Raw genomic sequence first — 22492 nt, 5'->3', positions numbered from 1 at the left:
AACCAACGAGCGCATTATGGAAAAGAATCTCGTTAAACGCGCATATGAAGCTTTTAAGCTAAATAATTACAGTGAAGCGTTAACGCTCTATCAGAAAGCCGCTACGACCTATGGTAGTGAGTTTTTTAAAGTCAACATCACACTTTGCGAGCAGCGCCTTAAAGGTAGCAAGAGTAAAGATCCTGTATTGCCGGGTTCGCCAGCAGAGTCGCGACAGCTAAACGAAACACAACGTTTGCTAGAACATTACTACTGTCGTTGCCAAGAACTTGAATACCAACTGCTAGACAACGCCGCAAAATAGGCAAGGAAAAGGACGTCATGAAGATTTTAACCGTATTTGGTACACGCCCTGAGGCCATTAAAATGGCACCGTTGGCGTTGCAGCTAGCAGCGGATGATCGCTTTGAAGCAAAAGTATGTGTAACGGCCCAGCACCGCGAAATGCTGGATCAGGTATTGGAACTATTTGAGTTACAGCCTGAATACGACCTGAATATCATGAAACCTGGCCAGGATTTGAATGATGTAACGTGTGGTATTCTTCAAGGCCTAAAGTCGGTTCTGGAAGAGTTCAAGCCAGACATCGTACTGGTACACGGTGACACAGCAACGACCTTTGCCACCACGCTTGCCTGTTATTATCAGCAGATTCCCGTAGGGCATGTAGAAGCGGGCTTACGCACCGGTAATTTATACTCCCCTTGGCCGGAAGAAGGTAACCGCAAGCTGACCGGCGCGTTGGCAGCGGTACATTTTGCGCCGACCAACACCTCTAAGCAAAACCTGATGGCGGAGGGGATCGACCCAAGCACCACCCACGTAACGGGCAACACGGTGGTTGATGCCCTGCTGGACGTGGTAGACAAGCTTAAAACCAATACGGCATTAGCGGATGAGCTAGCTAAGCGCTTTCCCATGTTGGACACCAGCAAAAAGCTGATTTTGGTCACAGGCCACCGCCGTGAAAGCTTTGGAGGAGGCTTCGAGCGTATTTGCCAAGCGCTGGTAGATACCGCCAAGGCGCACCCCGGCACCCAGATTCTCTATCCTGTACACCTCAACCCCAACGTACGCGAGCCAGTGAACCGCTTATTAGCAGACGTTGAGAACGTGCATTTGATCGAACCGCAAGATTATCTACCTTTCGTTTACCTGATGAACCAGGCACACATTATCTTAACGGATTCAGGCGGTATTCAAGAAGAGGCGCCCTCGCTAGGAAAACCCGTGTTGGTCATGCGGGATACCACCGAGCGGCCCGAAGCCGTGGAAGCCGGTACGGTTAAATTGGTGGGCACCGATGTCGCCAACATTACTCAGGCATTAAATACGCTGCTAAACGATGAGCAGGCCTACAACGCCATGAGTTACGCCCATAACCCCTACGGCGACGGCAAAGCCTGCCAACGCATCCGCGATGCCCTCGCGGCACGATAAGCGGTAAAAAAGAGTGAGGGGAAAACCCTTATCAGCGCCAAGTGCGCTTACTCCTCACAGCGAAGCGCTCACTATTGACTATTCACGGATCAATTTATGAAATTCGACACTATCTCCATGATCGGCCTGGGCTACATTGGTCTTCCCACTGCCGCTGTATTTGCCTCCCGCAAGCAAAAAGTTATTGGTGTAGACGTTAATCAGCACGCAGTTGACACGATCAATAATGGTGAGATTCATATTGTTGAGCCCGAGCTGGACATGGTGGTGCACGCGGCAGTCACCGAAGGGTACTTACGCGCAACCACTAAGCCCGAGCCCGCCGATGCCTTCATGGTGGCGGTACCCACCCCGTTTCACACGGATGAACACGGCCAAAACCACAAAGCCGACCTTAGCTACATTGAAGCAGCGGCAAAGTCCATTGCCCCCGTTTTAGTAGCTGGCAACCTAGTGGTGCTTGAATCCACCAGCCCCATTGGTGCCACCGAGCAGATGGCCGCCTGGTTAGCGGAAGCTCGCCCAGACCTGACGTTCCCCCAAACTCACGGCGAAGCGTCCGATATTCGCATTGCCCACTGCCCTGAGCGCGTGTTACCTGGCCACGTCATTCGTGAGTTAGTCGAAAACGACCGCGTGATTGGCGGTATGACGCCCAAGTGTGCGGAAGCCGCCTGTTCGCTTTACAAAATTGTGGTGGAAGGCGAGTGTGTTGCAACGACCGCACGCACCGCTGAAATGGCCAAGCTCACTGAAAACAGCTTCCGCGATGTGAATATTGCGTTTGCCAATGAGCTTTCGACCATTTGCCACGAGCTTGATATCAATGTTTGGGAGCTAATTGCCCTGGCAAACCGGCATCCCCGCGTTAATATTCTTACCCCTGGGGCAGGCGTTGGCGGCCACTGCATCGCCGTGGACCCCTGGTTCATTGTGGACTCCTGCCCAGAACAAGCCAAAATTATCCGTGCCGCGCGTGAAGTGAATGATGCTAAACCGCAGTGGGTGCTTGGCCGTGTAAAAGAGGCGCTAGAGTTCTATCACCAGCGCCATCCGGATGCAAAGCGCAGTGATTTAACCGTGGCTTGCCTGGGCGTTGCCTTCAAGCCAGACATTGATGACCTGCGCGAAAGCCCCGCACTGGGCATTGCTGAGCAGGTGGCAGCGCTTGGGTGCCAGTTACAGGTAGTAGAACCCAATATTGAAGAGCTGCCAAAAAAACTGCAGCAACCGAATGTTGAACTTAAAACATTGGAAGAAGCACTTACCCAAGCTGATGTTATTTGTGTGCTAGTGAAGCACAAGCCGTTTATTAGTAATGTAGAACAAGTGCGTGAAAAAGAGAGCGTAATCGACGCAGTTGGCCTACTAGGCTAAAGAGAAAGGGAAGTAAGTGATAAAGGTGGCGGCTCTGCCGTCACCACTTACTACTCCCCATTCACTATTTACTACCCACCACTTACTACTCACATTTTACCAACGGAAACCCATGGACGAGTTGCTTTCCTACGCCTCCGCACTTGCGAAAAAATCAGCCCTGCCACTTAACGCACCGATAAAAGGCCGAATTGCCTATATGGTGAGTCATGGGCAAAGTTATGCCAGTAACGGTTACGCCATACGCACGCAAGGCATTGCCCACGCATTAAATCAGCAAGGGTTGGAAACACTCTGTTTTGTGCGCCCCGGCAGGCCATGGGCGTTAAATCCGAAAAATAGCATAGCGCCCGAAACCACCATCGAAGGCGTACGCTATATTCATACCCGCTGGGCTAACGACGTACCCCCAAAAGGCGAAAAACTCCTGCTGGAAGAGAGCATCAATAAATATATTGAGCTCTTCAATATATACCGCCCCAGCGCCGTGCTTGCTGCCTCAAACCACGCGGTAGGGCTACCCGTTTGGGTAGCAGCCAAGCGTTTGGGGCTGCCGTTTTACAACGAAGTACGCGGCTTTTGGGAGCTTTCACGAGCGGCCCGCGAGCCAGAGTATGAACACAGTGTGGCCTTCAAAAAAGAAGCCGCGCGTGATGCCTTCGTTGCCCAGCAGGCACAAAAGGTATTTACCTTGAACCAGCCCATGAAAGAAGAGCTGGTAAAACGCGGCGTAAAGGCAGAAAACATTGCCATTGTGCCTAACGGTGTGATTGAGCTTCCCAACGTTAAGCCTGCTGACCCTGCTTTGAAAAAGCGCCTAGGCATTGAAGCTGGCGACAAAGTAGTAGGCTATATTGGCAGTTTTAACGCCTATGAAGGGCTAGAAGCGTTGCTGGAAGCCTGCGCTCAATTGGTGGCCCAAGGGGAACAGCTTAAGCTGCTGCTGGTAGGCGATGAGCAGCCGATCACCAGCGTGATGGGCGGCCATGAAATAGCCAAGCAAGCAGAAAGCACTCCATGGTTACTACAAGTAGGGCGGGTTCCCCATGAGCAGGTTGCCGACTACTACGCATTAATTGATACAGTGGTTATCCCCCGCAAACCGCTGGCTGTCTGCAACATCGTACCACCCATAAAAGCTGCTGAAGCGCTGACCTATGGGAATCGACTAGTGGTTTCCAATGTTACGCCCTTGGCCGAATATGCCCAGAAGCATGACAGTGTGGAAGCGTTCGAGGCGGGAAATGCCACCCTCCTGGCGACAACCCTTCAGGGGGCACTGAAGTTGCCCGCCCCCAAGCCGAGTAGTGAGCTGCTGTTCTCGGCGCATACCGAGGCAATGGCGAAGGTGCTGAAAGGGGAGGGGAATGTTTCGGGCCAGAAGGTGGCGTTTGAGTTGCCAGCTGAGCCGGTAGCGCCGAGCAAGCAGTCAGCAGTACCGGAGTCTAAAGCTTCTGCAGCGAATCAGCTACCCGCTGTTGCTGCAAAGAAAAAGCTTAAAAAAGCACCTACGGATTTCAAAGCCATCTCAATCATGGATGAAATCTCGGAAGAGTGCTGGAAGCATGAGTTCAATAGCTTCCGAATCGATAGGAAGAACTATAAAAAACAAGTTGGTCACTCTACTGCCACATTCGCCTTCCTGGAAAGCTGCTGGAAGGGTAACGGCGGTGCTTGGGAATATGCCTTTACGTCTCCTGGTTTGAAGCATGCTAATGCCCAGGCACTTCTGGACCTGATTCCTCGCCTTAAGAAAAGAAAGATGCCAACGGTCTTTTGGAACAAGGAAGACCCGATGCATTATGACCGTTACCTGCCGATTGCTAAGCAAGCGGATATTATCTTTACGACTGACTCAAACAAGGTGCCGGACTACCAGCGTGACGTGCCGGAGGCCGACGTTTACGCAGTACCCTTTGCGGCTCAGCAGAAAATCTGCAACCCATCTGATCGCTTTCGTACAGAGGCGGAATCGGTTTGCTTCGCAGGCTCTTATTACAGCGTGGGTCATGACGAGCGTAAACGGCAAATGCACGCCTTACTTCCCTCTATCATTGAGTTCAAAGGGGCGATTTACGACAGATTCTCGAAACTCGGGAATGAGCGCTATAAGTTTCCTGACCAGTTCCAGCCATTTATCCGTGACGCGGTGCCGTTTAATGAGGTGGTGAGGCTCTACAAGCAGTTTAAGGTGTTCTTGAATGTAAACACTATCGTCGACTCGCCGACGATGATGTCTCGACGCGTCTATGAGCTGCTAGCGTGTGGCACCCCTGTAGTGTCTACGCCCTCTAAGGCAATCGAAGAGCAATTTCCAAGCATTGTCCATATGGTGAATGATGCCCAGGAAGCCAACAAGGTTATAGAGAAGCTGCTGACTGATGAGCACTACTGGGAGAAAACCTCACACCTTGGCTATCGTGAGGTGATGACCAAGCATACCTACATGCACCGCTTGCAGTCGATCAAGCAGGCCCTAGGTTATGAAGCAGGTGAAGATAAACCACTCGTCAGCATCATTACCTGTACGCGTCGCCCGAACATGATCGACCGTATTGTCGAGAATATGACGAGGCAGAATCATCCCTATTGCGAGTTGATTTTGATGCTGCAGGACTTTAGCGATGCGCAGCGAAATGAGCTGCTTGATAAGCTGAAGTCCAAGTCATCTAACCTTAAGCGTATTGAGGTGATCGTAAACGACAGTCAAGACATTACGCTTGGCGAGCGTTTCAACCATGCCGCTACACATGCCAAAGGTGAATATATTGCTAAAATGGATGACGATGATTTCTATTTTGAGCATTACCTATCTGACATGCTGATTCCCTTTACATTTGGTGACTATGGCATGGTAGGAAAGAAAGAGCTCTTCATGTACCTTTCAGGCTCAAATAAGCTAGTGAAGCGTTTCCCAGGCATGAAACATCGTGTCGTGGATTTTGTTGCTGGGCCTACCTTTGTGGTCAAGAAGAAAGTTTTTGATCAGGTTAAGTTCGAATCGCGTAATACCGGTGAAGACAGTACCTTTATTAAGAATATTCAGGCGGCTGGGCATAAAATTTATGCAGCTGATCCTTTTAACTTCATCCAATTTAGGGCAGACCCAAGCACACATACTTGGGGGATTGCAGATGAAGAGATTTTGCAAGGCAAACAAACACAGGTAGTAGCCGATTACCTGAATACAAGTATCTGTGAGTTTTGAGTGAGAGGTGAAAATGGTCTGGTTTTCTTTTTCATGTGCGTGCGGCTTAAAAATAACTGCGACGCATTTCTAATTTAGCAAGAACAATTCCTGAATCCCTTAAGTTTGGGTTCTAGAGAGGCTCTGAATATATAAAATGCCAAGGGTGTCAGCATGACAAAAGATATAAAGCACTTGATTGAAGATGAATGTTTAAGAAGCATAGCTGGTTGTGAAGGTGTCTTGCGTGCTCGTTCACTCCTTAAGCTTAAAAGATATAAAGAGGCTGTCTTGGCTTATGAGGAAGATCTGGACAATGTTAATGGATTTGAATATGAGTCAGGATATGCTAGTGCGCTTGTAGAGAATAGGGAGTTAGATAAAGCATTGATGTTCTTGTTGTCAAGGATTAGCTCTAAGAGGGAGGTTAAGGATGAATACCCATATGACTTAATCTCTGTTTATTTTTTATATGTCATGAAGTTTGATAGACGCCTAGAGTTTAGTGATTATTTCAATAATAAAATTGACGGGAATTTCTTCAAAATTAAGACAAGTTTGCTTTTTTCGATATTTGAATATGCGTGCGAAACTCATGATCCTATCGCTGTTAGTTGTTTTGAAAGCTACCTGGAGTCGGCTGGTGATGTCGATAAAAGGTTTTATAGGCTTCATATTTCTTATTTGATAGATCAGGATAAAGATCGATCACTTTATGATCTGATATATAGAAAAGGGGTGTTGTACCTTGATAAAAGCAAGGATATTGCTTTGTTCTCAATTGTTTTTAAATATATATCTTGTGTAAGTTATAGTCGTACGCAAAGCCTAATTCAGTTGTCGATAGATTTGTTTGGGTTGGATAGGATAAAGGCGCTAAAGTTAAATAAATCATTGATAACCAACGATGCTGTTAGTGCGAATAGTGAACGGCAGTCTGATTTGAGATTTAAAAGGTTGCTCTCTTATGAGTATAGGAATGGTGAGATAGGCGGTTTTAAACTGCCTTACTTGATAAGCAGTAAGGTTAACGCTTACAGTATTGGAGGTATGCTTGGTGTGAAAAGCCCTCTGCTTTATAGTAATCTAAAGCTTCAAGAGATTGAATTATCAGATAATATTGTAATTAAGCCAGCTGACGGGAATCAGTCTAAGGGGGTTTTTCTTGTTTACAGTGAGGATAAGATATTTGATGTAAGTGAAGGGGAGTTTTTGAAAGGTTATGATGTTCTTTTGGATAGAGCAAGTGCTTATAGGAGGGAAAACAAGTATAGGGATCTTTGGATAGTTGAAAAGTTGCTTACGCATAATAAAAAAATGGCTAGGGATGTTAAGTTTTATTGTTTTTATGGAAAGGTTTTGCTAGCCCTTGAGTCAGTTAGAGAACCTGGTCAAGTATTAAGAAACTGGCATGATAGGTCTGGAGAGATTGTTGAAACAGGGAGGTATGATAACCTTGGTTTTGCCTCACTTGGTTTAAGTAACGATCTTTTTACCCAAGCAGAAAACTTGAGTTTAAATTTACCAGTTCCATTCATGCGGATTGATTTTTTGGTTTCTGATGAGGCTGTTTACATGGGTGAATTTACTCCGGTACCATATGGGTACTGGGAGTTCAATGCGTATCATGATCGATTGTTAGGGTATGAGTTGTACGCAGCCAGAAATCGCCTTTTGAATGACATGATTAGCGGCAAGGAATTCTATTACGTTAAGAGTTTACTTAAAGGAATAAAGTAAGGATGGAGATTTACGTTAGTATTGAGGAGTTTTTGCTTAAAAAAAAACGTGGTGCTTCAAAAGCAGCTGTCTTTAAAGACGGTGTGCTATTTCCGTTTGAGTATAAGTTATCGGAGGAAAGTGATGGTATCGTGTTTTTTTTGCCTGGTGCGTTTGACAGAAAGAACTCGATGCCAAAGTTTCAAAGGTCTAGTTATTTTTCTTCTCTGAATTGTAATTGTATTAGCTTTTTTGATCCTACCCTTTTCTTAACAGATGATGATAAGTTTACTAGAGCTTGGTTTGTTGGAGATGATAAAAACTGGTACGTTAATCACATAGCTCATATTGTCAGTTCAATTGTTGTAAGTAAAGAAATAAGAAACTCCAAGATTCTTTTTTTTGGATCATCAGCTGGTGGTATTCCATCTATTCATTTGGCAAGTAGGTTTTCCGACTCTCATGCATATTGCTGTAATATCCAAACAAACATTCTTGCGCATTATCCGGCTTATTTGAGTCGGTTGGTTAAGGTTTGCTTTGGTGAGAAAGCTGAGTTGTCGGAAGTGAAGCGGAAATATACTGAAAGGCTTGATGTTACAGGCTTGGATGCGAGATTTTCTTTGCATATAGTTCAAAATAAGAATGATGTCTTTCATTATAAGAATCATTTTTTGCCATATATGGATTCGTTAAAGCGTTCGAGTTCTGTGGCTTATGAGTATTGTGTTTATGATGACCAGTCTAACGGGCATAACCCTCTGCCAAAAGACAAAGAAATTGATGTTATTAATCAGATCCTCTCAGTAGGAACATTTAGCCCTTGCTTTGAGGGGGGAGTATCAGCAAAGGGACTATAACTGCGTATGTCAAGATCCGTGTGGGGCATATCATCCACTCTTTTGCTGGTGATGAGAATTACCGGAAAATCTCTTAAGGGACATAATGAATAATACTCTTCATAATTATCAGGGTGATGTTCAAGAGTTTACCTTTCCCGCTTCGCAAAAGAAGGCGTTGTCACTAGGTTCTGTACGAAAAGTCGGCTCGCAAGCAGAGGCCTATGCACGCCACGCATACCATCGCTCTAAAGCTGCTTGCTAACTTATCGTAGCGTGTGGCGATACGGCGTGACTCCTTCAGCCAACTAAAACAGCGCTCTACTGCATTTCGTTGCCGGTATTTAGGCTTATCAAACCGTCTAGGTAGACCTGGCCGTATTCTTCGATGCATGTTGCGCTGCGCTATTACCGGTTTCATGCCGTGCCTGTCGCAATAATGGCGCAACTCATCGCTGTCATATCCTTTGTCAGCCACCATATAGCGACTACGTTTACGTGGTCGCCCAGCGTTACCAGGCAGGTAAATCTTCTCTAATGTCGAAATAAAGTGCCGAGAGTCTGCCTCTTGGCCAGGAGACAGCGTGAACGCCAGTGGCCAGCCGTGACGATCGCAAACCAAATGAATTTTGGTAGTTAAGCCTCCACGACTACGCCCCAAGGCGTGATCTAAGGGTTCTTCAGAGCCCCCTTTTTGCCGCCTCCTGCGGCAGCACGGGTGGAGCGTATAGAGGTCGAATCAATCATCCATGTATCCAGGTCCATCAGTCCATCTTCACGTAGCCTGAGCTGTAAGCGGGAAAGAATGGCTTCAAACGTGCCATCATCTCGCCATTTTCGAAAGCGCTCATAGGCGGTTGACCAGGGACCATATCGCTCGGGTAGATCTCGCCACTTGGCACCAGAACAGAGAACCCAGAAAATGCCATTGAGAACCTGCCGGTCATCCCGCCGTGGCCTGCCCATTACCTGAGTTGGCGACACAATATCTGTAATCTGTGCCCAGTTCTCATTGGATATCTCGTACCGGCCAACCATCATTTTCTCCCTATGCAGCTATTGCATGGGAAAACTTAGCAGATATCACTTTTCGTACAAAACCTAGGAGAGAGGTCAAATATCCTAAAGCGCGCTTTCTGGTTAAAAAATATCCGAGTTATTGAGTGGGAGGATGAACAAAATAGAAGCAGATGGGCTGCTATTGGGGATAACCATGCTGTAAGGTTCCGTGATGCAATGCCTTATCAAACAACAGCGGAGACTCGACTGATTACTAATAATAAGCATAAAACAAAAAGGCTGCTTGAAGCGAGCGGTATCAAGATACCGAAAGGGATGGTTTTTAATACGCAAGACCTTGATGGGATTTCTGATTGGTACGAGAAATGTGGCCTTAATAAAGTTGTGATTAAACCTTTGTCAGGAAGCTCAGGCAAAGGTGTTAGTGTCGGTGTGAAAAGTCAAGAGGAGCTGATTGCTCACGCAATGCTATTAAATGATAAAAAATGCGTAGTTGAAGAGCATGTCGAGGGCGGTGACTATCGACTGTTAGTTGTGGGTGGAAAGCTTATTTCGGCTGTTAGGCGTCATCCTGCGTTTGTTATTGGTGATGGTGTCCATACAATCAGAGAGCTTGTTAAAATAAAAAATGTCAGTCGCAGCCGTATACCTTATGTGGCTAAATACAAAATTTCCTTGGATGAAGTAGCGTTAGAGCTTCTTAATGAGCAGGGTGTTTCTGAGTCTAGTATACCGGAGTCTGGAATCAAGGTTCAGCTCAAGAGGGTGGCCAATATTGGTGCTGGAGGTGATAGTGAGGAAGTTACCAGTCTAGTCCACCCTGATTTTACGGAAATTTCCAAAAAAGTTTGGAGGTCTATTCCTGACTTGGCTTACTGTGGCATTGACTTGCTCGCTGAAGATATCAGTCTTCCGCCAAGCTCTCAAGACTGGGCGGTCATTGAGATAAATGCAAATTGCGATCTCCCTATGCATCATTTTCCTTTGCTTGGCCCGGCAGTGGATGCCGCAGGTGCTTTGGTGAATTATCTCTTCCCAGATTGTCGTCCTGAAAGGAAAGCTATAAAAGCTACTTTTAATGGGCTTGTGACAAAAGTTGGCTATCGAGATTTCTTGCTAAGGAAGGCTGTAAGGCTTGGTGTTTCTGGTTACTGTAGGAATAATTCTCAGGGCTGTGTTGAAGCTATATTTATTGGTTCTTGTGTTGCAGTTGAGGAAATGCTCGACCTGGCCATGGTTGGTCCAAAGAAAGCACTTGTGAAGTCCATGAGTTTTATTGACATCCCTATACATGAAGCTCAAAGCGATAGCCATGATGGACTGTTCTCAATTCTCTGATGGATTTTTGCTATGTAAGCATCATCGCTTTTTTCTGATTTCGTGGAAAACTGGTGATTGGTGCGCTCAAAAGAGCGCCTTTATGCTTTAAGGAATGGCGGGTCAATAGGTCCGAGCGGGTATACAGCGACGCGGGCTACACCGGCATGTGGAAGTACCTAGACGCAGAGAAGAATGCCCTGGACTCCTACTGCTGTGTTGCCGCTAATGCAGCGCCATCAAGAAGATAGAAGGCAGTCTCATGCAAACGTTGCTGCTGGAGATCGAGAAGTTCAAGGCCAGCATCCGCTCCAAGGAGTTGGTCAAGAACCAAGCGCAGCTATTCAGTCTGTTCGGACAGGTCAATTTAGTACTGGCGACATGATACGAGAGCCGAGTTGACGGGTTCAATGCGCCTTGAATCTGTCCTGCCAGCCGGATAATCCGGGTGGCAGGGGGCAAGATGCACTAGTACTACTAATAGTATCGCCAACAGTGGGTTGGCAAGTCCGAAAAGTATGCCTAGCTCATATTTCAAGGATTTTGAAATAAGGTCTGAAGCCTATCTTCAATAAATGCTTAAAGTAGCTCTAAGTGCTTCTGCATAAATTATCGCGCATATAATGAACAAAGGTTCATTGGAGTAAAACACAGCACCATGTCGCGGCGCTTACGTTTCGTTTCTTTAACACCTGATCAGCAACGTATCTTAATGAAGCCTACCTGCATGTCGAAAAGAGAGCACTATGTCGTCGGGCTCACGCCATTCTGCTCAACCACAAGGGCCATACGATTAACCAGATTCGCGATATTATCGGGGTTAAGCGCGATACGGTATCGACCTGGTTATCCTAATGGGAAGCAGACGGTATTGAAGGTCTTCGAGACAAGCCTTTCGAAGGACGCCCGTACCTCCTTAGTGAGAGCGATCTTGCTGTGTTAGAACAACTGGTTGAAGAGTATCCCCATCAATTGCCTGTCCTCTATGCCAGGTTTTAGGAGCAGACAGGTAACGCGTCGTCAGCTAGGTCACGTTGCGGCGCGTGTTAAAAAAGGCTATAGCTGTAAGCGGGTACGCCGCTCATTAAGGGCGCAGCGTGACGAAACAGATTTCCGCCATACGCAAGAGGTGATCAATGTGTTAAAGGGGTGGGAAGATGGTGGTGAGTGCGACCTCTATTTCTTTGATGAAGCCGATTTTCGCCATCATCGTCACTTCCTTATGCATGGAACCCGATAGTCAAGCCCTGGGAAGTCGCTGCCTACCCACTCAGAAAACGGCTGAATGTACTGGGCTTCCTCGCCAGAAAAGGTGAGTTCTTTCACCACATGACCACCGGCTCAGTGATCACTGAGATCGTTATAGAAGCCTTAGATCAGTTTGTGGCACATAAAGACCCTGACGCATTCGCCGTCGTGATACTGGATAATGCCAGAATGCACCGTTCTAGGGCATGCCAGCGCAAACTTATTGACTGGATGGCATATCGTATTCACCTGGTCTATTTGCCGCTGTATTCGCCGGAGCTGAATCTGATCGAAATCTTTTGGTGCGAAATCAAATACCGATGGCTACCGTTAACAGCCTACAGTTCGTTCGATAAGCTTTGTGAAGCGGTCAAAAACGTATGCAATGGTTATGGCACTAATTACTCAATAACTTTTGCATAACCACTTAGTTAGGAATTTATATATGAGAAAAACTTGGACGGGAACTGCGTCGTCGGCTGAGATTCAGCGTCTTCGCATTCTTAATATTCTTAATTATACTAAAAGTAATGGCGCTCAATATTCAGCAAAAAAATTTACGGCGGGGTATCATGAAATAGAAATTGGTGGCGAGGTGTTCGCGGGTCAGCGAAGCCCGAAGCGCCGTCTTGACCTTGTTCCTTTTGATTTTACTGATAAGACCGTACTTGATATTGGTAGCAATCAAGGTGGAATGATCTTTGCTGTTGGTGACAAAATTAAATGGGCAGTTGGTGTTGATTATGACTATAAAATGGTAAATGCAGCCAATCTGATTGCTCGGGAGATGAATGCCAAACACTGTAACTTTTATGTATTTGATATCGATCGCGATCCACATGACCTAATTTTCGATCTCCTACCAGAGCAATGTGTGGACGTGGTTTTTCTCCTATCTGTTTGCATGTGGGTCGACAAGTGGCGTGAAATTATACGCTTTGCCTCGACCCTCTCGAATACGCTTTTATTCGAATCAAATGGATCAGATCAGCAACAATTCGAGCAAATTTCTTTTTTGTATGAGGTGTTTCAGGAAGTAACGATGCTTGCCAAGACCTCTGAAGACGATCCAGGTCAGAAAAAACGTCAATTCTTTATTGCATCTACTCCAAAAGTATAGTTTTTTCAACCTTGGATGTGGAACTCAATCGGAAAAGTTTTTGACCAAGGCTTTGAATAAATCTGTAGCTACTGTGCAATTTATAATTAAAATAAATCATCTATTGTTTAGCGCAGCAATACCGAAAAGGAGGTGGATATGATAATAGAGCTTTTCGGGCCTTATGCAACAGGAAAAACAACATTGGCTAATGAAGCTATTTCCAATGGTATGGGAGAGCTTGCTAGTAAAGTCAAATTCCAGACAGGTAAAGAGGCTATTTCTAGCGATCACCCTTTCTTTAAAAAAGCTATTGATCTTTTACTGGGAGAAAATTTTGTAAAGCGCTATTTTTATCTTGTCAATGATAGCTATATGTCAGCCTCTCAGAAGCTTGCATGCACTAATATGTTTTACGCATCGGCAAAAAGGTATTCTCTTTGCATGCAATGCCCTGAGAAAACCATCTTGGAAGATGAAGGGCTATTGCTTAGGGGGCTGGACTCTACTGCTTGCAGCTATGATACTGCTAATGCTTTGAAGGAGTATTTTTCATATGTCCCGTTACCTAATGTTGTTGTTTTTTGTAGTTCGGGAGTTGAAAAAGAAAAAGAAAGAATAATGAAAAGAGGTTTCGGGATTAACCCTTTTTACTCTATACCGGATGAAAGCGTTTTAGACGAAGTAGAGCGCATAAATGAACGTTTCAGGGTAGCAAAGAAAGTTTTGAGTAACCGCAAGGGCGCTAGGTTTTTGTCTATGGATTTAAATGTAGATGGTGTGGATGCTTTTTCCCGCAAGCTTCGTGAGCTGATTGGGTGAGGATTTTCGAATTAATTGGTGGTTCGGCTTCGGTGCTAAATATGGATAGTGAAGAGTGGGGGCGAGATATTCTGGGGGAGTGGTTTGAAGACGCTGTGAATCGAGCTGCCCTAGAAAGAGCTGAGCTAGCAGAGAAAGTCAGCCGTCTGGTGGCGGAAAATACACAGCTCAAAAAGCGTATCGCCGAGTTGGAAGGGAGGGCAGGTAGTTCCTCAGAGTTGGTTGCATCTCACCCTGAGAACACGCACCCCGAACAGGCTCTGGGGTTGGATTTCTCCCTGCCCGAGGAACAGCAAAGATAAGCGCTGAGCCGGTCGCAACTTGCGGTGTGGGCTTGGCGGCCCTGTGTGGAACGCAGCTTGATCTCTCCTCATCTTTCTCACATTTTTATACGGCGGCCTGTGCGCTGAGTACTTGGGCCTCCGTTGTTTTATGCTGTCGCAGTGGGGCTGTAGGCCAGCATTGGCATACAGGCCATTGAATGTTTATCGCCCGTGGTAGTGGGCTTCACCTCGTATTGGATCTTTTATGTGCGGAATCGTCGGCGCCGTTGGCGCAATGGAATGTACCCCTTTTTTGCTGTCGGGCCTGAAGGTTCTAGAATACCGCGGCTATGATTCTGCTGGGCTAGCGGTGCTGAATACTGCTGGTGAATTGGTGCGCGCACGTGCCAAGGGGCGGGTAGCCGAACTGGAAGCGCGCGTCGAGGAAAAAGGCGTAGCGGGTAGTTTGGGTATTGCCCATACTCGCTGGGCGACCCACGGCGTTCCTGCCGAGCGCAATGCCCATCCGCATATTTCCGGTGGGTTGGCCGTGGTGCACAACGGTATTATTGAAAACTACGAAGCGCTACGCGAGAAGCTTCAGGGGCTAGGGTACGAGTTCACTTCAGACACTGACACTGAAACCATTGCCCACCTTATCCAGGCCTGTTTTAAAGGTGAAATTGGTGAGCCTGCCGAAAACCTGTTTTCTGCTGTGCAGTGCGCTGTTAAGCACTTACAGGGCGCCTATGCCTTGGCAGTGATTAGTGAAGCAGAGCCCGAGTGCCTGGTAGTGGCCCGTGAAGGCTCGCCACTTATGCTAGGCATCGCAGAAGATGGCCACTATGCCGCTTCTGATGCATCGGCACTACTTTCTGTTACCCAGCAAATGATGTATCTGGAAAATGGCGATGTGGCGCGCTTAACCCGTGAATCTATTACGCTGGTAGATGCGCTCGGCCAACCTGCCCAGCGTGAAGTGATTACCTCCCATCTAACCGCGAATGCGGTAGAGCTGGGTGAGTTTAATCACTATATGCAAAAAGAGATGTTTGAGCAGCCGCAAGCGTTGGGGAACACGTTGGAAATGCTGAGCGGGGCAGGGCAGTTGCAGCCGGGGATTTTTGGGGCCGAAGCGCACGCTGTTTTTGAGCAGGTGGATTCCGTACTGATTCTTGCGTGTGGTACCTCTAGCTATGCAGGTATGACGGCTAAGTACTGGATTGAACAGGTGGCGGGTATTACATGCAATGTCGAAATTGCTAGTGAATATCGTTACCGCCACAGCGTGGCGAATCCTAACCAGCTAGTGGTGGTTATTTCTCAGTCGGGTGAAACCGCTGATACCCTCGCAGCATTACAGCACGCTAAATCAATGGGGCACACCCATACGCTGGCGATTTGTAACGTACCTGAATCTGCCATTGTGCGTGAAACGCTGCTGCGTTTTATTACCCGTGCTGGCCCGGAAATTGGTGTTGCGTCTACTAAAGCCTTTACCACTCAGTTGAGCGCACTGTTTTTGCTTACGCTGTTATTGGCAAAAGCGAATCAGCGTTTAGATGAAGCCGATGAAAAAGCTTATCTAGACGAACTACGCCACTTGCCCATTGCGGTTGAAAAAGTGCTGGCACTTGAACCAAGCATCAAGGCGTGGTCGAAGCATTTTGCCAATAAGCATCATGCGTTGTTCTTAGGCCGTGGCCGCCACTTCCCGATTGCGCTGGAAGGCGCGTTGAAGCTAAAAGAAATCTCTTATATTCATGCAGAAGCTTACCCCGCAGGCGAACTGAAACACGGCCCGCTAGCCCTGGTAGATGCCAATATGCCGGTGGTGGTGGTCGCCCCCAATGATGAAATGTTGGAAAAGCTAAAAGCCAATATGCAGGAAGTGAGCGCACGTGGTGGCCAGCTGTATGTGTTTGCCGATGGCGATAGCACAGTGAAGCCATCCGAAGGGGTGAATGTGCTGGCGATGCCAGAGCATTACGGTTTGCTTTCGCCTGTGCTGCATGTAGTGGCACTGCAACTGTTGTCTTACCACGTAGCGCTGGTTAAGGGCACAGATGTAGACAAGCCCCGTAACTTGGCGAAAAGCGTAACGGTAGAGTAAATACCAGTGCACCTGCGAAAGCGCGCTTGCGTTGCCGCTGGGTGGGCTTGGGTGGCGCGGCATTCGCGGGTGCCGCCTTTGCTCGTGCCTCGCAAGCGGCGTTACCGCGCGCTACGAAGTGTGCATTCATTCATTGTAAATGCACGCAGGTCAAGTTTTATACTCTTCTGATTCACGATTCACGATTCACGATTCACGATTCACGATTCACGATTCACGATTCACGATTCACGATTCACGATTCACGATTCACGATTCACGATTCATCATATAGGTAATCCAAATGCGACAATATTTCGGCACGGATGGCGTACGCGGTCGCGTGGGTGAGTTTCCAATGACACCTGACTTCGCTATGAAGCTGGGCTGGGCCGCAGGCCAGGTGTTAGGGGCGGAAGGCGTTAAAGAAGTTTTAATTGGTAAGGATACCCGGGCAAGCGGCTATATGCTGGAGTCTGCTTTGGAAGCGGGCTTTTCCGCGGCGGGTGTTAATGTCGCGCTAGTAGGGCCGTTGCCTACCCCCGGTGTGGCGTATTTAACGTCAACCTTTCGGGCGGATGCAGGGGTGGTGATTAGCGCTTCGCACAATCCGTTTTATGATAACGGCATTAAAATTTTTGCCCAGGGCGGTAACAAGTTAACCGATGAGCAGGAACAAGAGATCGAACGCTGGTTACATATTGCGTTAGAAGGTGGCATGACCTGCGTAGAACCGGAAAAGCTGGGCAAGGCGCGCCGGGTTGAAGATGCCTCTGGCCGTTATGTTGAGTACTGCAAAGCCGTACTGCCCGGCCACTTCAGCTTAAACAACTTAAAAATTGTGGTGGATAGTGCCAATGGGGCTGCTTATAAAGTCGCGCCCGCCGTTTACAAAGAGCTGGGCGCGCACGTTATAAGTATTCACGACCAACCCAACGGCGTGAATATTAATGCCGGTTGTGGGGCAACCGCGATGGACAGCCTCTGTGCTGCTGTACTGGAACACAATGCTGACGTTGGGATTGCGCTTGATGGCGATGCTGACCGTTTGATGATGGTGGATCATACGGGCAGCGTGGTGGACGGTGATGAGCTGCTTTATCTGCTGGCAAAAGAGGCAAAAGCCGAAGGCTATACCGGTGGGCTAGTCGGTACACAGATGAGCAACCTTGGGCTGGAGCAAGCGCTTGAAAGCCTCGGCATTCCTTTTAAGCGTGCCAAGGTAGGCGACCGTTATGTGATGGAGCAGCTTAAAGCAACCGGCTGGCGTATTGGTGGAGAAGGCTCGGGTCATTTGTTGAGCCTGGACCATGCCGCGAGTGGTGATGCTATTATTGCGTCATTGCGAGTGCTCACCTGCCTGCTCAAGCAGAAAAGCGCGTTGTTTGAAGCCAAGCAGGGGATGCAAAAACTACCGCAAACGTTAATTAACGTGAGGTTCGTTGCCAAGGATGGCCATGACCCTTTGGCTGCGCCGCAAGTCCAGCAAGCGGTAACGGCCGTCGAAGCCCGTCTTGGTCACAATGGCCGTGTATTACTGCGTAAATCGGGTACTGAACCGTTTATTCGTGTCATGGTCGAAGCCAATGATGCCGAACTGGCGCTGAGCAGCGCGCAGCAGATCGCTGACTCAGTGGCTACGCTACCGTAGTGTTTGTAATTGCCATTAAAGCAGCCTGGCGCCAGGCTGCACTATAGTGAATGAGTTGCTATACCAAATAGCGGCGAGATTGTTGAGATAGAGCAGTCGCTGGGCTTAGGCTTTCAGCTTCTGCACCTGGATAGGTTAGCCGCGATTACTGATGGGGCCACTGATTAATAGTGCTTTCATAAGCCATTCGCTATTTATGGTAGTATCTGCTGTTTACTGCTCAGCAAAGCAAAACACTTGCTAACTTTTCAGCACTATTAACTAAATGAACATAACGCAGACAGAGAGTCTAAATAACCCTATGGATTTTCAAAAAGGAAATGAACTTTATCGCCAGGGAGCCTACGAGCAGGCGGCGGACCATTACGTTAAGGCACTTAAACATCAGCGTAGCTTTAAACCGCATTATGTCAATTTAGCACTTGCCTTACGAAAAATCGATAATAAAAAAGTATGTGACCAGGCGCTGTTAAATGCCTTTTCAGCACTACGGCCTGATAGCCTCGAAGAGGACATATCGTTAGTAAAAAAATCCCGTTTGGTGAATGGCAAGTGGTACGTGGTAGAGCATGCTGCATGGCTACCTAAAAACGTAGACCCTGTTTTGCATTACCTAGCGGTGGGCTGGCGGCTGGGGTTAAATCCTTGCAAGCGTTTTGATAACGACTTCTATCGTGATACCCATGCAGGCCAAATGCAGCCCAATGAAGTGCCATTGCTGCATTACCTCTATAAGGGCAAAGACCAAGGCAACGAGATTAAAGACAAAGAAGCCAATGGCACGGCGAACCTCGCTGTTCAGCTATGGAATGGCCACTCTATTTCCGCGCTTAACGCCTTGGAAGATGTCTATAACGACCTCGCTGCTACCGAAGCATCACGATGGTGGGCCATGTGGCATACGGCTCGTTGGTTGTATTTTTGTGGTGAGATTGAGCAGGCTTTGGCGTTTGCAGGCAAAATGCAGGCGCTTAAAGAGGCGGATAAGTCACGCAAAGAAACCGTTTACCTTACATATTTCTGCCTGCTGACGCTTGGGCGTCCTGCAGAGGCTTATGCGGTTTTAAAACCATTTGTCGATCGCCACCCCAAAGATGCCGATGCCTACTTTGCCTTGGCAAACGCACTTGATGATGATAATCAACGTATTGAGTTAATTAATAAAGCATTTGCTGTTCATGGGTTTACCGGTATTCGTCGTAAGGATCACACCAAGCCTCTTTCTATTGGTAATGTCGAAGGCTTGGCTTCAGCAAAGATAAAGGGCGCTCGGAAAGTGTCCATCATCATGCCTATTTTCAGCGCTGGCGAGCAGGTGCGCATTGCAATTGAGTCCTTGTTAGCGCAAACCTATGACAATATCGAAATTATTGCCGTCGATGATTGCTCACCCGATGATACGTTTAAAGTGCTAAAAGCACTGGAGAAAGAAGACCCTCGCGTAAAGGCGGTTCAGCCTCCCAAAAATGGCGGTGCGTATGCCGCACGTAATTTCGGCCTCTCTTTTGCCACGGGAGACTTGCTGACAACTCACGATAGTGATGATTGGTCGCATCCGCAGAAGATCGCGACTCAAGTGGAATATCTTGAAAAGCACCCAGAGGTAAAAGGCTGCTCGGCGCACTGGATACGCGCGGTCGATAACCTGGCATTTACACAAAACTGGCGGCCCAATAACTCTTTAACCCACTGGAGTCAGTCCTCCTTTATGTTTAGGCGGGAAGTGCTTGATACCATTGGGGAGTGGGATCATGTACGTATTGGCGGTGACACCGAATACATTTGGCGCATGCAGGCACAGTTTGGTAAAAAATCGTTTGCTAAAATCTGTGCAGATACGCCCTTGGCCTTTGCATTAGATGAAGAGTCTTCGCTTACGCGTACCAAAGCGACGCATGTGCGTACTGTTTATTTCGGGCTGCGTCATATTTACCGTGAAATTTGTGCCTGGTGGCATGCATCGCAAAAACACTTAAATGTGAAAGATGCCAAGACCAAGCGCGCATTCCCTGCGCCGCGGAGCATGTTTGAACGTTCAGGTGAAGCGCTCACCTTTAATACGGTAATTGCTGGCGACTTCTCCCGGTTGGAGGATTGTCAAAAAGCCGCCGAGTTTATTGGAGGGCACCCCAAGCAGAAGGTAGCGCTGTTCCACTGGCCTAGCTTTCACAAGGCACCGGAAGCCTTATGCAATCTCTATTTTGAATTACTCAAGCAGGGCAAAGTAGAACCTATTGTGATGGGCCAAACGGTCCAAGCCAAAGACTATAAAACAGCCGATCAGACGCTGGTTGATTACCCTCTGGATGGCTACCCTGAGTTGCTGGATCTAAAAAGCTGGGGCACTTTGTGAGCAACACTCAAAAAAAATCCGATGCATTGCTAGCCGCTTTAGAACAGGCGGAGCAGAAAATACAAAGCGCGACAGTGGAAAAGTTAAAAATAGCCAATCAGCTCGCAGCCGTTGCGCCAACCTTAGCAGCGAAAGAGCGCTATCAAGTGCTTGAGAAAATGGCGAGCTTACTTTCTGCTGATGAAATGACGGAAAAGTTTACTCGGCTATTAAGTCAAAACAAGGTCCCACTGACTAATGTGGCTTCTTTCCAACAGCTTCTGGTTCAGGCAACTCGCAGAAGACAGCTTTTTGATTTTCAACCGGAGTGGAAGCTAAACAATAAGCGCAATGCGTATAAGTTTATTGACTCACTGGGTGTTAAAAGGCCAGAAATCTATACCTTCAATCAGCCGTTGGCAAAAATTGAACCAAAAAAGGGCACAGTTCTAAAGCCAGAAAATGGCTCATCAAGCCACGGCGTATTTATTTTTGATGAGCAGGGAGGAGCCTTTGAGGTTCGTTCTGGTGAAACGCTACCTACCGTCGATGAAGCTTTAGCCAAAGCTACAAAGATGGTGGAGTCAGGCACCATCAAAAAAGACTCGTGGTTACTTGAAGAGTTTATAGGCGATTTCGATCAAGGCAGGCCACTTCCCCCCGTCGATTTAAAATTCTACTGCTTTTATGGCGAAGTCGGTTTTGTATTGGAAGTGGAGAGAGCCGACCAAACCCGCTATTGCGAATGGCTGCCTGATGGCCGATTAGCTGAAACAGGTCGCTATCCAGGCAAGACATTCGTAGGGAACGGATTTACAAGTAAGCAGTTGGAAACAGCCAAGCGGATCAGTAAAGCGATTACTACGCCTTTTATGCGCATCGACTTTATCAAAAGTAAAAATGCATTCTCATTCGGTGAATTCACTCCCCGCCCTGGGCAGTTCTCCTCTTTTAACAAAGAGTTTGATAGGTACTTGGGAGAGTGTTATTTGAGTGCGGAAGGTCGATTGTTGAAACATTGGATGAGTAAGGATATTTTAGAAAAATGAATGTTTTATTTATTGGCGGAAGTAATTTAGTTATTAAGAACGGTGTTTCTACGTTAATTCCAAAGTCATTAATAGATGCTGGAGAGAAGGTGGATGAAGTATACAACATAGCGGTAGGGGCTACTTCTTGCTTATTTGGCTTAGAGAGTTTGACTCTTTTTAAGAAAAAAGAAGTTGACCTTGTCTTTATAGAGTACGGGATTAATGACCTTCCCTTATATGCGAATGATCGTTCTCTCTGGGAAAAGTCATTTACGGCCTTGCTATTGCTCGTGAAAGACAAGTTTCCTAATGCTCATGTTGTTACCATATTGTTAGGGCGGCAAAAGGAGCGTTTTTGGAATAACCAGCAGCGTATGCATCAAAAAATGACTGTAATGTCGGAAAAAGCCGGCGCCTTAGTCATTGATGTAGACAAGGAACTTAAAAGCAAGGTTGGTTCCACGGTTGACTTTAAAGATTTTTATTTAGATGAAAGTCATTATGCATCACCAAATGTAACGCAATATATAGCTAGTATTGTTGTTGGTGATTACATGTTAAATAGAAGTCTTGGTTTTTTTGATAATGCTAGAAAAAATAGTAAGCAAGATGCGTTAGGCCTGTATGGTCTTCCTGGGCAAATCGCTTGCTATGAGAACTCTAGGTTTCATAAACAGACTACGATTCTTGAAAAAAATGAAGCCATTGAAATAAAAGTTAAAGGAACACCTGTAGCGATTTCCTTTATTTCAGCAAATGATTCTTGCTCTTTACTCGTTGAGGCCGGGAATAAAAAGAAAATTATTAACACAAAACGAAAGAAGTCTACGTTAGGAAAATTTAGTTTTATACTTAAGCAAATACCTTTATATGGCATGCTTGATAAAGCTTCTAATGATAAGTCAATACAAACGATTAAGTTAACGGCTATTGATAAGCTTTCTCCGCTTTGGAATGATGAAATCGTACAGCGAACATATGGAATGGACGCAGCTGGCTCCCAAGATAAAAATATTTACATTTCTCATTTGTCTACTTTCTAATTTTAGGTGGTT

Annotated in this window: 16 protein-coding genes and 2 pseudogenes; 17 read left to right on the top strand and 1 reads right to left on the bottom strand. The window is 46.9% G+C overall.

All coding sequences use genetic code 11. The features are described 5' to 3' along the window. The first annotated feature begins 16 nt into the window (after positions 1–16). From ACQE2I_RS12180 to ACQE2I_RS12155, 6 genes are all read left to right on the top strand, one after another. Positions 17–304 carry a hypothetical protein gene (locus ACQE2I_RS12180; protein ID WP_427028354.1) on the top strand — a complete coding sequence of 96 codons (288 nt, stop codon included), beginning with the start codon at positions 17–19 and terminating at the stop codon, positions 302–304. 17 nt (positions 305–321) lie between these two features. Next, entirely contained in the window at positions 322–1440 is a 1119-nt protein-coding gene (gene wecB / locus ACQE2I_RS12175; RefSeq protein WP_427028353.1) for a non-hydrolyzing UDP-N-acetylglucosamine 2-epimerase, read from the top strand. A gap of 96 nt (positions 1441–1536) precedes the next feature. Beyond that, positions 1537–2817, top strand: a complete 1281-nt coding sequence (gene wecC, locus ACQE2I_RS12170) for a UDP-N-acetyl-D-mannosamine dehydrogenase (protein ID WP_427028352.1) — start codon at positions 1537–1539, stop codon at positions 2815–2817. 112 nt (positions 2818–2929) lie between these two features. Continuing rightward, positions 2930–6025, top strand: a complete 3096-nt coding sequence (locus tag ACQE2I_RS12165) for a glycosyltransferase family protein (protein WP_427028351.1) — start codon at positions 2930–2932, stop codon at positions 6023–6025. A 153-nt stretch (positions 6026–6178) separates the two neighbouring features. After that, positions 6179–7744, top strand: coding sequence for an ATP-grasp fold amidoligase family protein (locus ACQE2I_RS12160; protein ID WP_427028350.1), 1566 nt, complete (start codon positions 6179–6181; stop codon positions 7742–7744). A gap of 2 nt (positions 7745–7746) precedes the next feature. Then, the gene (locus tag ACQE2I_RS12155; RefSeq protein ID WP_427028349.1) at positions 7747–8583 is read left to right on the top strand and encodes a hypothetical protein; all 837 of its coding nucleotides are present in this window, start codon (positions 7747–7749) and stop codon (positions 8581–8583) included. Positions 8584–8746: 163 nt separating this feature from the next. Here ACQE2I_RS12155 and ACQE2I_RS12150 read toward each other — a convergent pair. Continuing rightward, a protein-coding gene (locus tag ACQE2I_RS12150) for an IS5 family transposase (RefSeq protein WP_172118838.1) occupies positions 8747–9600 on the bottom strand; the annotation gives its coding sequence in 2 pieces (ribosomal slippage) (positions 8747–9258 and positions 9258–9600; 855 coding nt in all). 198 nt (positions 9601–9798) lie between these two features. Here ACQE2I_RS12150 and ACQE2I_RS12145 point away from each other — a divergent pair. From ACQE2I_RS12145 to ACQE2I_RS12095, 11 genes and pseudogenes are all read left to right on the top strand, one after another. Then, positions 9799–10920, top strand: a complete 1122-nt coding sequence (locus ACQE2I_RS12145) for an acylphosphatase (RefSeq protein ID WP_427028348.1) — start codon at positions 9799–9801, stop codon at positions 10918–10920. 113 nt (positions 10921–11033) lie between these two features. After that, a pseudogene (locus ACQE2I_RS12140) lies at positions 11034–11284 on the top strand (IS5/IS1182 family transposase); the annotation flags it as partial. Positions 11285–11607: 323 nt separating this feature from the next. After that, a pseudogene (locus tag ACQE2I_RS12135) lies at positions 11608–12570 on the top strand (IS630 family transposase); the annotation flags it as partial. A 22-nt stretch (positions 12571–12592) separates the two neighbouring features. Next, entirely contained in the window at positions 12593–13267 is a 675-nt protein-coding gene (locus ACQE2I_RS12130; protein WP_427028347.1) for a methyltransferase domain-containing protein, read from the top strand. 138 nt (positions 13268–13405) lie between these two features. Beyond that, entirely contained in the window at positions 13406–14068 is a 663-nt protein-coding gene (locus ACQE2I_RS12125; protein WP_427028346.1) for a hypothetical protein, read from the top strand. A gap of 41 nt (positions 14069–14109) precedes the next feature. After that, positions 14110–14370 carry a hypothetical protein gene (locus tag ACQE2I_RS12120; RefSeq protein ID WP_427028345.1) on the top strand — a complete coding sequence of 87 codons (261 nt, stop codon included), beginning with the start codon at positions 14110–14112 and terminating at the stop codon, positions 14368–14370. Positions 14371–14596: 226 nt separating this feature from the next. Further along, positions 14597–16444: a glutamine--fructose-6-phosphate transaminase (isomerizing) gene (gene glmS, locus ACQE2I_RS12115; RefSeq protein WP_427028344.1), complete on the top strand. Its 1848-nt coding sequence runs from the start codon at positions 14597–14599 to the stop codon at positions 16442–16444. 283 nt (positions 16445–16727) lie between these two features. After that, positions 16728–18074 carry a phosphoglucosamine mutase gene (glmM, locus tag ACQE2I_RS12110; protein WP_427028343.1) on the top strand — a complete coding sequence of 449 codons (1347 nt, stop codon included), beginning with the start codon at positions 16728–16730 and terminating at the stop codon, positions 18072–18074. A gap of 301 nt (positions 18075–18375) precedes the next feature. Beyond that, a complete protein-coding gene (locus ACQE2I_RS12105) occupies positions 18376–20427 on the top strand; it encodes a glycosyltransferase (protein WP_427028342.1) in 2052 nt (683 codons plus the stop codon). Then, positions 20424–21455 (top strand): ATP-grasp fold amidoligase family protein, encoded by a 1032-nt coding sequence (locus tag ACQE2I_RS12100; RefSeq protein ID WP_427028341.1) that lies wholly within the window; start codon positions 20424–20426, stop codon positions 21453–21455. The genes ACQE2I_RS12105 and ACQE2I_RS12100 overlap by 4 nt, the downstream gene beginning before the upstream one ends. Next, on the top strand, positions 21452–22480 hold the full coding sequence (locus ACQE2I_RS12095) for an SGNH/GDSL hydrolase family protein (protein WP_427028340.1): 1029 nt from the start codon (positions 21452–21454) through the stop codon (positions 22478–22480). The genes ACQE2I_RS12100 and ACQE2I_RS12095 overlap by 4 nt, the downstream gene beginning before the upstream one ends. Positions 22481–22492 lie beyond the last annotated feature (12 nt).

The sequence above is a fragment of the Halomonas sp. H2 genome, from assembly GCF_050215315.1.
GTDB lineage: Bacteria > Pseudomonadota > Gammaproteobacteria > Pseudomonadales > Halomonadaceae > Vreelandella.
Note: the sequence above shows the minus strand (reverse complement) of the source record. Positions and strands in the feature narration are given on the sequence as shown.